This window comes from Lysobacter defluvii IMMIB APB-9 = DSM 18482, assembly GCF_000423325.1.
In the GTDB taxonomy this organism is placed as follows: Bacteria; Pseudomonadota; Gammaproteobacteria; order Xanthomonadales; family Xanthomonadaceae; genus Novilysobacter; species Novilysobacter defluvii.
Genome location: NZ_AUHT01000011.1, coordinates 167,991 through 181,674 on the forward strand (window position 1 = coordinate 167,991; position 13,684 = coordinate 181,674).

Annotated in this window: 11 protein-coding genes and 2 pseudogenes; 2 read left to right on the plus strand and 11 right to left on the minus strand. The window is 70.9% G+C overall.

The genetic code is table 11. The features are described 5' to 3' along the window. Window positions 1-3 precede the first annotated feature (3 nt). The 4 genes from G545_RS0110080 to G545_RS14410 are packed head-to-tail and all read right to left on the minus strand — an operon-like array spanning window position 4 to window position 4,106. Window positions 4-807, minus strand: coding sequence for an ABC transporter permease subunit (locus G545_RS0110080; protein WP_027070275.1), 804 nt, complete (start codon window positions 805-807; stop codon window positions 4-6). Further along, window positions 804-1,796, minus strand: a complete 993-nt coding sequence (locus tag G545_RS14405; RefSeq protein ID WP_154656567.1) for an ABC transporter permease subunit — start codon at window positions 1,794-1,796, stop codon at window positions 804-806. Before G545_RS14405 ends, G545_RS0110080 begins: the two co-directional genes overlap by 4 nt. After that, complete coding sequence (locus tag G545_RS0110090; RefSeq protein ID WP_052106575.1) at window positions 1,793-2,971, minus strand: ABC transporter ATP-binding protein; 1,179 nt, start codon at window positions 2,969-2,971, stop codon at window positions 1,793-1,795. The genes G545_RS14405 and G545_RS0110090 overlap by 4 nt, the downstream gene beginning before the upstream one ends. Window positions 2,972-2,975: 4 nt before the next feature. Continuing rightward, window positions 2,976-4,106: a polyamine ABC transporter substrate-binding protein gene (locus tag G545_RS14410; RefSeq protein ID WP_081677844.1), complete on the minus strand. Its 1,131-nt coding sequence runs from the start codon at window positions 4,104-4,106 to the stop codon at window positions 2,976-2,978. A 235-nt stretch (window positions 4,107-4,341) separates the two neighbouring features. Between G545_RS14410 and G545_RS0110100 the strand changes: the two genes are divergently transcribed. Together G545_RS0110100 and G545_RS0110105 are read left to right on the plus strand one after the other, a co-directional pair. After that, entirely contained in the window at window positions 4,342-5,073 is a 732-nt protein-coding gene (locus G545_RS0110100) for a TorF family putative porin (RefSeq protein WP_027070277.1), read from the plus strand. A gap of 105 nt (window positions 5,074-5,178) precedes the next feature. Further along, window positions 5,179-6,030 (plus strand): pirin family protein, encoded by an 852-nt coding sequence (locus G545_RS0110105; protein ID WP_027070278.1) that lies wholly within the window; start codon window positions 5,179-5,181, stop codon window positions 6,028-6,030. Window positions 6,031-6,057: 27 nt separating this feature from the next. Here the strand turns inward: G545_RS0110105 and G545_RS0110110 are convergent, their stop codons facing one another. The 7 genes and pseudogenes from G545_RS0110110 to G545_RS0110135 all read right to left on the minus strand — a co-directional run bounded on the left by G545_RS0110110 (window position 6,058) and on the right by G545_RS0110135 (window position 13,529). Next, window positions 6,058-6,519, minus strand: a complete 462-nt coding sequence (locus G545_RS0110110) for a hypothetical protein (RefSeq protein ID WP_027070279.1) — start codon at window positions 6,517-6,519, stop codon at window positions 6,058-6,060. A 98-nt stretch (window positions 6,520-6,617) separates the two neighbouring features. Further along, window positions 6,618-8,789, minus strand: a pseudogene (gene mfd / locus G545_RS16125) (transcription-repair coupling factor); the annotation flags it as partial. Between the two features lie 132 nt (window positions 8,790-8,921). Next, a pseudogene (locus G545_RS16130) lies at window positions 8,922-10,205 on the minus strand (transcription-repair coupling factor); the annotation flags it as partial. Between the two features lie 99 nt (window positions 10,206-10,304). After that, the gene (locus tag G545_RS0110120; protein ID WP_027070281.1) at window positions 10,305-10,883 is read right to left on the minus strand and encodes a GNAT family N-acetyltransferase; all 579 of its coding nucleotides are present in this window, start codon (window positions 10,881-10,883) and stop codon (window positions 10,305-10,307) included. 59 nt (window positions 10,884-10,942) lie between these two features. After that, window positions 10,943-11,800: a 23S rRNA (adenine(2030)-N(6))-methyltransferase RlmJ gene (locus tag G545_RS0110125; RefSeq protein ID WP_027070282.1), complete on the minus strand. Its 858-nt coding sequence runs from the start codon at window positions 11,798-11,800 to the stop codon at window positions 10,943-10,945. A gap of 57 nt (window positions 11,801-11,857) precedes the next feature. Beyond that, window positions 11,858-12,406 (minus strand): phosphatase PAP2 family protein, encoded by a 549-nt coding sequence (locus tag G545_RS0110130; protein WP_052106574.1) that lies wholly within the window; start codon window positions 12,404-12,406, stop codon window positions 11,858-11,860. Further along, window positions 12,384-13,529, minus strand: a complete 1,146-nt coding sequence (locus G545_RS0110135) for a glycosyltransferase family 4 protein (RefSeq protein WP_036136246.1) — start codon at window positions 13,527-13,529, stop codon at window positions 12,384-12,386. Before G545_RS0110135 ends, G545_RS0110130 begins: the two co-directional genes overlap by 23 nt. Window positions 13,530-13,684: the final 155 nt, after the last annotated feature.

Consider the following 13,684-nt stretch of genomic DNA (forward strand, 5'->3'; position numbering starts at 1 on the left):
GCGTCAGGGTACGTTGCGGGCGCGGCGGTGCATTGCGATGCCGGCCAGGCTGACGCCCAGCGCCACGGCGACCACGATGATCGTCGCCAATGCATTGATCTCCGGGGTCACGCCGAGCTTGACCTTGGAGTACACCACCATCGGCAGCGTGCTCGAGCCCGGTCCGGAGGTGAAGCTGGCGATCACCAGGTCGTCCAGGGACAGGGTGAAGGCCAGCAGCCAACCGGCCAGCAGCGCCGGTGCGATCAGCGGCAGGGTGATCACGAAGAACACCCGCCAGGGCCGCGCCCCCAGGTCCATCGCCGCCTCCTCCAGGCTCTCGTCCATGGAGGTCATGCGCGAACGCACCACCACCGTGACGTAGCAGGCGGTCAGCGTGATGTGCGCCAGGGTGATGGTCGTCATCCCCCGGCTGGGCCAGTCGAAGGCCTGCTGCAGGGTCACGAACAGCAGCAGCGAGGAAAGGCCGATCATCACGTCGGGCATGACCATGGGCGCGGAGTTCATCAGGCTCAGCAGCCCGCGCCCGGGGAAGCGCCCGAAGCGCGACAGCGCCAGCCCGCTCGCGGTGCCCAGCGCCACCGCCGCGGTGGCGGTGATGGCGGCGATGGTGAAGCTGCGCTGCACCGCGTCCAGCAGCTGTTCGTTGGCCAGCAGCTCGCCGTACCAGCGCAGCGAGAAGCCGCCCCACACCGTCGACACCCGCGAGGCGTTGAACGAGTAGGCGATGACCGAGAAGATCGGGATGTACAGGAAGGCGTAGCCGACCAGCATCGCGGTATAGAGGGCGAACGGCCGGCGGTTCATGTGTTGGCCGCCTCCCGGTCGGCCCTGCGGTTCTCCACGTACTCGAACAGCAGGGTCGGGGCGACGATCAGTACCAGCATGGCGATCGTCACCGCCGCCGCCAGCGGCCAGTCACGGTTGGTGAAGAACTCGATCCACAGCACCCGGCCGATGGTCAGCGCATCCGGTCCGCCGAGGATGTCGGGGATCACGAATTCGCCGACGGACGGGATGAACACCAGCAGCGCGCCGGCGATGATGCCCGGCATGGACAGCGGCAGGGTGATGCGCATGAAGGCGTGCCAGGGTTTCGCCCCCAGGTCCTCGGCCGCCTCCAGCAGGGTGAAGTCCAGCCGCATCAGCGTGGCCGTCAGCGGCAGGATCATGAAGGGCAGGTAGTTGTAGACGATGCCCACGTACACCGCCGCGTCGCTGTAGAGGATCCCCCAGCCCGGCTCCACCAGCCCGATGGCCGACAGCACCTGCCCGAGCAGCCCGTTGGCCTTGAGGATGCCCATCAGCGCATAGGTGCGCAGCAGCGAGCTGGTCCAGAACGGCAGCACCACCAGCACCAGCAGCACCAGCCGCATGGACGGGCGCGCCCGGGCGATCCCGTAGGCGATCGGGTAGCCGAGCAGCAGGCAGAACAGGGTCGACACCGACGCGAACAGCAGCGACTTCACGTACGCATGCACGTACAGCGGGTCGGTCAGCAGCATCGCGTAGTTGGACGCATGCAGGCGCAGCGAGACCGCGCCGTCGGCCGCGGTTTCCACCAGCTCCGTGTACGGGGGCACCTGGCCGAACACCGCCTGCGAGAAGCTGATCTTCAGCACGATCAGGAACGGGACCAGGAAGAACAGCCCCAGCCACAGCATCGGCAGGCTGGTCACCAGGAAGCGCCCGCGGCGGGTGCGGAACTCCCGGCCGACCAGGCGGAACCAGCCGAACAGGTTCCGCACCACGTCGAACCAGAACCCCCACGCGCCGGAGGCCTGCGCCGTGCTCATGCCGTCAGCACCACCGCGCTGGCCGCCTCCCAGGACAGCCACAGGGTGTCGTCCCAGTCGTAGTGTGGCTCGGAGCTGCGTTCCACATGGGTTTCCTGGACCCGGATGATCGCCCCGGAGGCGGTCTTCACCCGGTAGATCGACACGTCGCCCAGGTAGGCGACGTCGGCGACCCGGCCCTCCACCACGTTCTCGGTGGCGACGGTGCCGCGCGGCGGCGGCGCCTCGTGCACGTCGATCTTTTCCGGCCGCACCGCGATGCTGACGGAGGTGCCCTCCGGCAGCGGGTCGGTGTGGCGGGCCAGCAGCTCGGCGTCCAGGTGCTCGCACTGGATGCGCACCATCCCGGTCTCCTCGTCGCTGGACAGCACCCGGCCCTCGAACAGGTTGATGCCGCCGATGAACTCGGCCACGAACCGCGTGGCCGGGTACTCGTAGAGCACCGCCGGGGTGGAGACCTGGACGATCGCGCCGGTGTCCATGACCGCGATGCGCGAGGACATGGTCATCGCCTCCTCCTGGTCATGGGTGACCATGATGAAGGTGGTGCCCACGCGCTCCTGGATGTTCACCAGCTCGAACTGGGTGTGCTCGCGCAGGCGCTTGTCGAGCGCGCCCAGCGGCTCGTCGAGCAGCAGCAACTTGGGCTGCTTGGCCAGCGCCCGGGCCAGGGCGACGCGCTGGCGCTGGCCGCCCGACAGCTGGTGCGGCTTTCGGTTGCCCAGCTGCGGCATCCGCACCAGCTCCAGCATGTGCTGCACGCGGTCGCGGATCTCCGCCGACGGCAGCCTGTCCTGGCGCAGGCCGAAGGCGATGTTCTGCGCCACCGTCATGTGCGGGAACAGCGCGTAGCTCTGGAACATCATGTTCACCGACCGCTTGTAAGGCGGCAGGCGGGTGACGTCGACCCCGTCGATCAGGATCCGCCCGCGGTCGGGCTGCTCCAGGCCGGCGAGGATGCGCAGCAGGGTGCTCTTGCCCGAGCCGGAGCCGCCCAGCAGCGCGAAGAACTCGCCGCGGTAGATGTCCAGGCTGACGTCGTCGCAGGCGTAGACCTTGCCGAAGGTCTTGGTCACGCCCTCGATGCGCACGAACGGCTGCGCGGCCGGGTCGCGCCACGGCTCCACGGCCGCCACCGTGACCGCGGTCGGTGGCTGGCCGGTGGTGCCATTCATCGGATCAGCGGCCACTCTTGATCTGCGTCCAGGCACGCACGCGCTGGCGCTGCACGTCGTCCGGCAGCGAGACCGGGTCCACCAGGCGGGCGCGGACTTCCTCGGGCGGGTACACGCCCTCGTCGGCGGCGATCTCCGGGTCGATCAGCGCGTCGGCCGCGGTGTTGGCGTTCGCGTAGGCGACGTAGTCGGTGATGCCGGCGATCACCTCCGGCTCCATCAGGTAGTTGATGAAGGCGTGGGCGGCGTCGGGGTTGCGCGCATCGGCGGGGATCGCGATGACGTCCATCCAGCGGATCGCGCCTTCCTTCGGGATCACGTAGCGGATGTCGGGGGCCGGGTTGCCGGTGTTCTCCGCGGCCTCGGCGGCGACGTCGCGGGCCTGGCCGATGTCGCCGGAATAGCCCATCACCAGGCAGGCGTCGCCGTTGGCCAGCGCGTCCTTGTACTCGGCGTTGTTGAAGGTGCGGATGTACGGGCGGATCGCCGCGTACGCCTGGCGCACCGCCTCGATCTCGTCGGGAGACCCGGCGTTGGGGTCGCGCCCCAGCCAGATCAGGGCGGCGCCGAAGGCCTCCTGGTCGTCGTCGAGCACGGTGATGCCGCAGCTGGCGAGCCTCTCGGCATTGGCGGGGTCGAACAGCAGGTCCCAGGAGTCCAGCGGCGCATCGGGGCCGAGCGCTGCACGGACCTGCGCGACGTTCACGCCCAGGCCGGTGGTGCCCCACATGTAGGGGACCACGTACCGGTTGCCCGGGTCGATGTCGGCCAGGCCTTCCATGATGTCCGGGTCCAGGTGCTGCAGGTTCGGCAGCTTCGTCTTGTCGAGCGGCATGTAGAGGCCGGTGGCGATCTGCCGCTGCGCGAACGGGCGGGCCGAAGGGAAGACCACGTCGTACCCGGCGCCACCGGCGGTCAGCTTCGCCTCCAGCGTCTCGTTCTCCGAGTACACGTCGTAGTTGACGTCGATGCCGGTGGACTGCTCGAAGCCGTCGATCGTGTCCTCGGCGACGTAGTCCGACCAGTTGTAGACGTTCACGACCTGGCCGCCGTCCCCGCCGGCGGAGTCGCCGGAACCGCCGCCACAGGCGGCAAGGAGCAGGGCGCAGGCGAGCGGGGCAAGGCGCAGGGACACGGCGGTTCTCCGGTTGGCAAGGGCAGGGACGGCGGGTTTCACGCGATCGCCGCGCAGGTGCGGGCAGGGTGCGCCGGGACGGGTCGGGCGCGCGTGAGGGCCGCATGTTCGGAGTGGGCCGCGCGGGTGTCAACGCGTCGGGCGCTGCCGCTTCCGCGGGCACCACCGGGGGTGTATCGTGCCGCGCCCCGTCCGTGCGGCCCCGCCGCCGGCCCCCCGTTCCGGAGACCACGCAATGCGCAACACACTGTTCCCGATCCTTGCACTGTCGCTGGCCGTCGCGCCAGGCGAGGCCCTGGCCCAGTCGGGAGGCGAGCCGGCATGGAGCGTCGGCGGAAGCGTCACCGCGGCCACGGACTACGTGTGGCGGGGTGTGTCGCAGACCAACGAGGATCCGGCGCTGATGCTGGACCTGTACGCCGGGCATGAAAGCGGCTGGTACGCCGGCGCCTCCGCGGCCAACGTCGACTTCGACGACCCGGAGGACGGCATGGACTACGAGCTGGCGCCGTACGTGGGCTGGGCCGGGGAACTGGGCGCGGGCACCGAGCTGGACGTGTTCGTCTCGCGGGTGATGTACCCCGGGCACAACGACGGCTACGACATCGACTACACCGAGATCGAGGCCACCCTGGGCTTCGCGGAGTACTACCACGTCGGCGTGGCGTACTCGCCCGACATCTTCAACCTGGGCGAGCACGGCACGTACTACAGCGTCGGCGCCGGATGGCCGCTGGGCGAAAGCGGCGTGGTGCTGGCGGCGCAGGCCGGGTACTACGACCTCGACGATGCCGCCGGCGACAGCTACAGCGACTGGATGGTGGGTCTTACCCGCGGCTTCGGACCCGTCGACGTGCAGCTGCAGTACACCGACACCACCAGCTTCGGCGCCATCCTGGAGGAGAGCGTGGGTGCCCGCGAATGGGCCGATGGCCGTGCGGCACTACTGGTGACCTGGGAGTTCTGATTGGCGTAAGTCGCTCTATCCCTCCGGCGCAACGCGGCGTTCCGTTCATTGCGCCAAGGGTGGAGCGCCCCGATGTAACGGGGTGTCCATCCCCGTGGAGGTCCCATGACCACAGAATTTGCCCGTGTCGGCCGCGTCGTCCCCGGCATGCCCACCTCCGATGGCGCCGGGGTGCGGCTGACCCGGCTCATCGGTACCCCGCAGCTGCCCCAGCTGGACCCGTTCCTGATGCTGGACGAGTTCGGAACCGATCGTGCCGAGGACTACCTGGCCGGCTTCCCGGACCATCCGCATCGCGGTTTCGAGACGGTCACCTACATGCTGGATGGCCGCATGCGCCACCGCGACAACAAGGGCAACGAGGGCGTGCTGGTGCCCGGCAGCGTGCAGTGGATGACCGCGGGGCGGGGGCTCGTCCATTCGGAGATGCCCGAGCAGGAGGAGGGCCGCATGCGCGGCTTCCAGCTGTGGGTGAACCTCCCGGCGCGGCTGAAGATGACCGAGCCCCGCTACCAGGAGTTCGCGCCGGAGAAGATCCCCGTGGTGCGCCCCGCGGACGGGGTCGAGGTGAAGGTGGTCGCCGGCCGGGTGGGCGACGTGCAGGGCCCCATCGACCAGCCGGCGACCGAACCGGTCTACCTGGACGTTGCGCTGGCTGCCGGCGCGGCCTGGGAGCACGTGCTGCCGGAGGGCCACAATGCGTTCGCCTGCGTGTTCGAGGGCAGGGTTTCGGTGGGTGCCGGCGGGCAGGGACGCGAACTGGCCGCACCGACGCTGGCGGTGCTGGATGGCGGCCCGGCCGTGCGCCTGCAGGCCACGGCGGCGGAACCCGCCCGCGTGCTGCTGGTGGCCGGACGCCCGTTGGGCGAACCGGTGGCGCGCCACGGCCCGTTCGTCATGAACACCCAGCAGGAGCTGGTGCAGGCGTTCCAGGACTACCAGGCCGGACGCTTCTGATCCCGGCCGCGCCGCCCTCCGCGGCGCTTACGGTGCAGGCGCGCTTCCGGCCATCTGGCGGTCGGCGCCGAAGCGCAGGTCGCGGGTCAGTTCGAACGCGCGCTGCAGTTGCTCGCCGGTCGGGGCCTGGAACCACAGGTGCGCCATGCGCCCGTCGGGCAGCTTGATGAGCGTCTCGCGTGCGGCGATGTCCGGATGGGTCGCGATCTCGGCGCGGTACCACTGCACCTCGAAGCCGCCGACATGCCCGGTTTCCTCGCGGTTCTTGCGGTGCGGCTCGAATGGCGATTCGTCGGCGATGTAGAGGCCGAAGGCCTCGCTTCCGTCCTCGCGCAGGGCACGGCAGAAGTCCGAGGTCCCGGTCGCGCGGTGTTCCCAGGCCAGGCCCGAGTCGGCCGGCAGCTGCGGGCACCCGGGCGTGGATTGCTGTGCGTGCACGCCCGTCGCGGCCAGCAGCAGCGCGGGCAGGCAGAGTGCGGTCAACTTCATGATTTCCCCCCTGCACCCGCATTGCGCGGGTGCCGGGGCCAACACTAAGGGAAAACCCGGTCATTGACAAACCGGGCGCCTTGGGGCAGCCGCGGCCCTCAGCCCTTCCCCGGGCCAAGTGCGAGCAGGAGCCCGTGGGCGGCGGCGACGCGTGTGGCCGCGTCCGGCAGTTCCAGGGTCATGCGCAACCGGTCCGGCCCGTCCATCCGGTACTTCTTCGGCTGGCCCTGGATCAGCTGGATCACCGCCATCGGGTCGACGCTCGGCTTGTCGACGAACTCGATGCGGCCGCCGTTGGCGCCCAGGTCGATCTTGCGGATGCCCAGCTCCGTCGCCGCCAGCTTGAGCTCGGCGATCGCGAACAGGTTCTTCGCCGGGTCCGGCAGCAGGCCGAAGCGGTCGATCATCTCCACCTGCAGCTCGCGCAGGCCGGCCGCGTCGCGTGCGCCGGAGATCCGCTTGTAGAGCGTCAGCCGGGTGTGCACGTCGGGCAGGTAGTCCTCGGGGATCAGCGCCGGCACGTGCAGGTCGACCTCGGCGCCGCGCGCCTCCTGGGCATCGGCGTCGGGCAGCTTGCCCTGCCGGATCGAACGCACCGCGCGCTCCAGCAGCTCGGTGTACAGGCTGAAGCCGACCTCGGCCATCTGCCCGCTCTGGTCCTCGCCCAGCAGCTCGCCGGCGCCGCGGATCTCCAGGTCGTGGGTGGCAAGGGTGAAGCCGGCGCCCAGTTCGTCCATGGAGGCGATCGCGTCCAGGCGCTTCCGGGCGTCGCTGGTGATCGACTTGCGGTCGGGCACCACCAGGTAGGCATAGGCGCGGTGGTGGCTGCGTCCCACGCGTCCGCGCAGCTGGTGCAGCTGGGCCAGGCCGAAGCGGTCGGCCCGGTTGATGATGATGGTATTGGCGTTGGGGATGTCGATGCCCGATTCGATGATCGTGGTCGACAGCAGCACGTTGAAGCGCTGCTTGTGGAAGTCGAGCATCACCCGTTCCAGTTCCCGCTCGGGCATCTGGCCGTGGGCGATGCCGATGCGCGCCTCCGGCACCAGTGCCTGCAGCTCGCGCTGCATGCGGCCGATCGACTCCACGTCGTTGTGCAGGAAGTAGACCTGGCCGCCGCGGGCGAGCTCGCGCTCGAAGGCCTCGCGCAGCTGCGCATCGTCCCAGGGGACGACGAAGGTCTGCACCGCCAGCCGATGCGCCGGCGGGGTGGCGATGATCGACAGGTCGCGCAGGCCGGCCATGGCCATGTTGAGGGTGCGCGGGATCGGGGTCGCGGTCAGGGTGAGCAGGTGGACGTTGGCGCGCAGCGCCTTGAGCGCCTCCTTCTGGCGCACGCCGAAGCGCTGCTCCTCGTCGACGATCACCAGCCCCAGGTCCTTGAAGCGGACGTCCTTCTGCAACAGCCGGTGGGTGCCGACGATGACGTCGATGGTGCCCTCGGCGACCTTCTCCAGCTCGGCCTTGATCTCCTTGGTGCTCTTGAAGCGCGACAGCACCTCGACCCGGATCGGCCAGTCGGCGAAGCGGTCGTGGAAGTTGCGGTAGTGCTGCTCGGCCAGCAGCGTGGTCGGCACCAGCAGCGCGACCTGCTTGCCCGCCATGGCGGTGGCGAAGGCGGCCCGCACCGCGACCTCGGTCTTGCCGAAGCCCACGTCACCGCAGACCACCCGGTCCATCGGCTGGCTGGACTGCAGGTCGCGCAGCACCGCCTCGATGGCGGCGTGCTGGTCGGGCGTCTCCTCGAACGGGAAGTCGGCCGCGAACGGCTCGTAGGTGGCGCGGTCGACGTCGATCGCCAGGCCGGCACGCGCCTGGCGCTTGGCCTGGATCTCCAGCAGCTCGGCGGCGACGTCGTGGACCTTCTCGGCAGCCTTCTTCTTGGCCTTGGTCCACTGCTCGCCCCCCAGGCTGTGCAGCGGCGCGGTCTCCGGCGAGGCGCCGGAGTAGCGGTTGATCAGGTGCAGCTGGCTGACCGGCACGTAGAGGCGGTCGCCCTTGGCGTACTCGATCTCGACGAACTCGTTCTTCTCGCCGCCGGCTTCCAGCGTCACCAGCCCCCGGTAGCGGCCGACGCCATGGTCCTCGTGGACGATCGGCGCCCCGTCGGACAGCTCGCCCAGGTCGCGGATGATGGCTTCCGGCTCCCGCCCGGCCCGCTGGCGCCGGCGCGGCTGCGCAGCGCGCTCGGGGAACAGCTGGCGCTCGGTGAGGACGGTGAACTGCGGGTCGTCGAAGGCGAAGCCGTCTTCCAGTGGGGCTACGGCGATGCTGAGCTTCCCTTCTCCCGCTTGCGGGAGAAGGTGCCCCGAAGGGGCGGATGAGGGCAGCTTGCCGTGGCCGGGTTTGCGAACACCCTCACCCCGGCCCTCTCCCGCGAGCGGGAGAGGGGGAGGGGAGGGGAGGAAGGTGGCGAAGTCGGGGAGCACCTCCGGCCGCACATCCGCGGCGTGCAGGATCTCCAGCAGCGCCTCGCGCCGCCCGGGGGAGTCGGCCGCGATCAGAACGCGGCCCGGATAGCTGGCCAGGAACCCCTTGAGCGCGTCGGCCGGCACGTGGTCACGCGCCGCCAGCGGCAGCACGGGGGCGGGCTGGCTCGGAAGCACGTGCGCGCGCTCGCGCTGCGGGTGCCCTTCGCCGCAGACCTCGATGCGCGGTCCCTGGTTCAGCCGCTCGCGCAATTGCGCCGGCGGAAGGTACAGCTCTTCGGGGGGCAGCAGCGGCCGCTCCAGGTCATGCCGGCGCTGCTCGTAGCGCTCGCCGGTGTGCTTCCAGAAGGCCTCCGCGGCCTCCAGCGCGCCTTCGCCCACCACCGGCAGCAGGTTGTCGGCGAGGTAGTCGAACAGCGTGGCCGTCTCCCTGAAGAACAGGGGCAGGTAGTACTCGATGCCCGACGGCGCGATGCCGGATTTCAGGTCCTGGTACAGCGAGCTGCGGCGGGCGTCGAAGTCGAAGCGCTCGCGCAGTGCCGCCAGCACGCGGGCCAGGGCGTCGTCCTCCAGCGGCAGCTCGCGCCCGGGCAGCAGGTGGACCGCCTCGATCTTTTCCAGCGAGCGCTGGCTCTCCGGGTCGAAGCCGCGGATCGTGTCGATCTCGTCGTCCAGCAGTTCGACGCGGAACGGCTGGTCCGACCCCATCGGGAAGACGTCCAGCAGCCCGCCACGGACGGCGAAATCACCCGGGTCGAGGACCTGGGGGACGTGCCGGTAGCCCGCCGCTTCCAGGCGCCGCTTCTCGGCGTCGAGGTCCAGCCGCTGGCCCACCTTGACGTCGAACGCGCCCCCGGCCACGTGCCGGGTGGGTGCCAGGCGCTGCAGCAGGGTCTGCACCGGCACCACCACGATCCCGCGCTCCAGCGCGGGCATGCGATGCAGCGCCGCCAGCCGCTGGCTGGTGATTTCCGGGTGCGGGCTGAACTGGTCGTACGGGAGCGTTTCCCAGTCCGGGAAGGCCAGTACCGGAGTCTCGCCATCGGCGCGTGCCTGCGCCCCGAGCAGCGTGCGCAGGTCGTCCTCGAGGCGGCGTGCCGCGTGGTTGTCGCGCGTGATCGCCAGCAGCGGACCCGGGTGCGCCGCCGCGGCGGACGCGAGGTGCAGGGCAAGGGCGGTGACGGAGGCCGGCGCGCGCCACCAGGCGCGCTGCTGTGCGGCCCGCGGGAGCGGCGGGGCGGGAATGGGCAATTGCATCAGGGGTGCAGTGGGAGCCGGCCGATTTTACAGGAGCGTGCCGGAGCAGGCCGGCGCGATGGGTCCCCGCTCATCCGGGCCCGGGGAAAGGCGGGCCCCTCAGGCCTGCATCCTTTGCTCGCCAGCGGCGTCGGCGTCCCCACCCGGCGCCAGGTCCAGCTCCACGCGGACCAGCCCGCCGGCCATCGACTTGCGCTCGAAGCCCAGCGAATCGGCCAGCGAGAGCATGGGCTGGTTGTTCTCGAGCACGTCGCCGTAGATGCGCTTGAGCTTCTTGCCACGTGCCCACTTTACCAAGCGCGTCATGAGGTACCGGCCCAGCCCCTGGCCGGCGACGTAGTGGCTGACCAGGATCGCGAATTCGGCCTGCTCCCCGTCCGGGTCGGCGGTGACCCGCGCGACCGCGCCCACCAGTGCCTCGCCTGGCGGCAGCGGCTCGGCCGCGACGAGGGCGAACTCGGTCTTGGGATTGACCCGGGTGAGCCGCTCCAGCGTGTCCTCCGGGAGCGACTTCATCGACTGCAGGAAGCGTTGGCGCACCTCCTCCGGCTGCAGCAGGGAGAACGAGGCACGCAGCGGGTCGGCATCCTCGGGGCGGATCGGCCGGATCAGGACCTCTCGTCCATTGGGCAGCCGCTGGCGCTCGTGCCAGGGAGGGAGTCGTTCGCGGACAGGCATGTGCGCGATGGTGGCACAGCAGATGTAAAGGATGCCTTCATCGTCCGCCTGGAGCCCTTCTATGGCGGGGATCGCAGCCAGTCCAGCCGCCACGATGCCCCCGGCTCCCCGAGGCGCCCGGCGAGCAGGGGCAGTACCGAAGCCAGGCGCGCGTCCAGCTGCCAGGGCGGATTGAGCAGCAGCATGCCGCTGCCGTTCATGCGCAGCGGCGAGTCGTCGGGCCGCACCAGCAACTCGGCGACCAGCGCGGACTTTGCCGGAAGGCCCGGGATCCGGCGCAGGAACGGGTGCAGCGCACGCCGGCGCTTGATCGGATACCAGATCGCCCAGCAGGCTTGCGGCCAGCGCGCCAGTCCGTCGCGGGCGGCGGCCACCACGGTGTCGAACTCTTCCAGCTGCGCCTCGTAGGGCGGGTCGACCAGTACCAGGCCGCGATGGATCCGCGCCTCGGGGCCGCGCGGTGGCAGCAGGGCCCGCACCGCGTCGTAGCCGTCGCGCGCATGGACGGCCACGCGCGGATCGCCGCCGAACACCGCTTTCAGCTCCGCCGCCTCGCCCGGATGCAGCTCGCAGGTGGCGATGCGGTCGTGGCTGCGCAGGGCGTGCGCGAGCAGCCACGGCGAGCCGGGGTAGCTGGTGTCGCCGTGTGCGGTGCGGCAGGCCTGCAGCGCCTCCAGGTAGCGCGCAATCAGCGGGTGTCGGGGCGGGTCCTCGAGCAGCCGCAGTACGCCGGCGGCGGCCTCGCCGGTGCGCAGGGCCTGCGCGTCGTCCAACCGGTACAGCCCCCGCCCGGCATGGGTGTCCAGCGCGAACACGGCGGCCGGCTTCGCCAGCAGGGCGTCGCAGATCGCGAGCAGCACGATGTGCTTGAGCACGTCGGCGTGGTTGCCGGCGTGGAAGGCGTGGCGATAGTTCATCCGGCAAGCGTAGCGTGCCGCGGCGGCACCCGGGTCCCGGATCCCTGCCGGGCGCCCTCAGGCCAGCGCGCCCGCGGGCACGGCCCAGATGGCGAGGCCACCCAGCATCAGGCCCAGCGCGATGGCGACCAGGACGTCGCTCGGATAGTGCAGGCCCAGCACGACGCGCGACACAGCGACCGCAGCGGTGAAGGGCACCAGCACCCATCCCAGTACCGGGTAGAAGGCGAGGGTGACGGTGGTGAAGGCAACCGCGTGCAGGGTGTGCCCGGACGGGAAGCTGAACTCGTCCAGCGGCGCGACCCAGGCGCGGATGCGCTCGTCGGAGGCGAACGGGCGCGGTCGCCGGGTCCAGCGCTTCATCGCGCGGTAGATGGCCAGCGTGACCACCCCGGTCGCCGCGAGGCGCACGCTCACCTGCAGCCCGTCCAGGCCGTCGACCAGTACCAGCAACCCCATCAGCGCGTACCAGAACGGCCCGTCCCCGAGCCGGCTGGCCACGGCGAAGTAGTGCCGCCACCGGCTGCGGCCACACCAGCCGTTCGCGAGGACGCACAGTGCGGCGTCGCGGCTGGCGAAGCGCCTAAGCGAAGGAACGTGATCCATGCCCTGCCTCCAGTGCCAGTGACTGCAACAGCCGGTCGAAGTCGGCGGCCACGGCGGCCGGGTCCAGGCCGCCGGTCGCCCGGCGCGCCGCCACGCCCATTGCCCGGCGCAGTTCCGCCTCCGTTGCCAGATGGACGCAGGCGGAGACGAATGCGTCCTCCGCGCCCGGCGGGACCGTGACGCCATTGCGCCCGTCGGCCACGTGCTCGCCGGCGGCGCCGGTGGCGTGTGCCACCACGGGCAGGCCGCTGGCCATCGCCTCCAGGGTGACGTTGCCAAAGGTCTCGGTGAGGCTGGGGAATACGAACAGGTCGGCCGAGGCGTAGTGGCGCGCCAGGTCGGCGCCACGGCGGGTACCGGCGAAGACCAGGTCCGGGTGCCGGCGGGCGAGGGCGTCGCGCAGCGGCCCGTCGCCCACCAGCACCATCCGGGCACCCGGAAGCCGTGCCCGCACGGCGCGATGGGCACGGATCGCCAGCGCGAGGTTCTTTTCCGGTGCCAGTCGCCCGACATGCAGCAGCACCGGGTCGTCGGGACCCGCGTTCCAGCCGGCACGCAGGTCGCGATCGCGGTGGGAGGGGCGGAACTGCGCGGTATCGACGGCCCGTGCCAGGCGCCGGACCTGCCGGAAGCCGAGCGCGGCCAGTTCCTCCTGGAGCTCCCTGGTCGGAACCAGGGTCGCCTGTCCGCGGTTGTGGAAGTGGCGCATCCACGCCAGCGCGACTCCCCGCAGCAGCCCGGCACCGTAGGCACCCATGTAGTGGTCGAAACGGGTGTGCAGCCCGGTGGCCACCGGGATGCCCAGGGCGCGCGCGGCATCGAGGGCCGAGTTGCCCAGGGGGCCCTCGGTGGCGACGTACACCGCGTCGGGGCGCTCGAGCCCCCACGCGCGCCGCAGCATCGCGCCGGCGGGACGGCCCATGCGCAGGCCGGGGTAGCGCGGGAGCGGCAGGCTGCCCACCAGGCGGGTTCCCAGGGGCGCGACCTGGTTGCGCGACTGCCGTGGCCGCACCACGGTGACGCGGTGGCCACGCGCCTCCAGGCCCCCGGCCAGCGCCCGCACGGTGAGTGCGACGCCGTTCACCTCGGGAGGCCAGGTCTCGCTGATGATTGCGTAGTGCATGGCGCCCTCCAGTGCACCCAGCGTGGCGGCGGGGCATGACGCGGGGATGGCGTGGGGATGACCGTGCGGTGTCTCCCGGACGCGTTCTTCGCGCCGTCTTTACACCCGTATCGGCAAAGTTCCGCGGTTTGCTTGGGCGTACCCCGGGCACGCCG

What these genes read in the sequence shown, in the direction of transcription:
- G545_RS0110100 (WP_027070277.1), top strand. Translation starts at nt 4,342, where the DNA reads ATGCGCAACACACTGTTCCCGATCCTTGCACTGTCGCTGGCCGTCGCG.
- G545_RS0110110 (WP_027070279.1), bottom strand. Translation starts at nt 6,519, where the DNA reads ATGAAGTTGACCGCACTCTGCCTGCCCGCGCTGCTGCTGGCCGCGACG.
- G545_RS0110135 (WP_036136246.1), bottom strand. Translation starts at nt 13,529, where the DNA reads ATGCACTACGCAATCATCAGCGAGACCTGGCCTCCCGAGGTGAACGGC.
- G545_RS0110090 (WP_052106575.1), bottom strand. Translation starts at nt 2,971, where the DNA reads ATGAATGGCACCACCGGCCAGCCACCGACCGCGGTCACGGTGGCGGCC.
- G545_RS0110120 (WP_027070281.1), bottom strand. Translation starts at nt 10,883, where the DNA reads ATGCCTGTCCGCGAACGACTCCCTCCCTGGCACGAGCGCCAGCGGCTG.
- G545_RS0110105 (WP_027070278.1), top strand. Translation starts at nt 5,179, where the DNA reads ATGACCACAGAATTTGCCCGTGTCGGCCGCGTCGTCCCCGGCATGCCC.
- G545_RS14405 (WP_154656567.1), bottom strand. Translation starts at nt 1,796, where the DNA reads ATGAGCACGGCGCAGGCCTCCGGCGCGTGGGGGTTCTGGTTCGACGTG.
- G545_RS0110125 (WP_027070282.1), bottom strand. Translation starts at nt 11,800, where the DNA reads ATGAACTATCGCCACGCCTTCCACGCCGGCAACCACGCCGACGTGCTC.
- G545_RS0110130 (WP_052106574.1), bottom strand. Translation starts at nt 12,406, where the DNA reads ATGGATCACGTTCCTTCGCTTAGGCGCTTCGCCAGCCGCGACGCCGCA.
- G545_RS0110080 (WP_027070275.1), bottom strand. Translation starts at nt 807, where the DNA reads ATGAACCGCCGGCCGTTCGCCCTCTATACCGCGATGCTGGTCGGCTAC.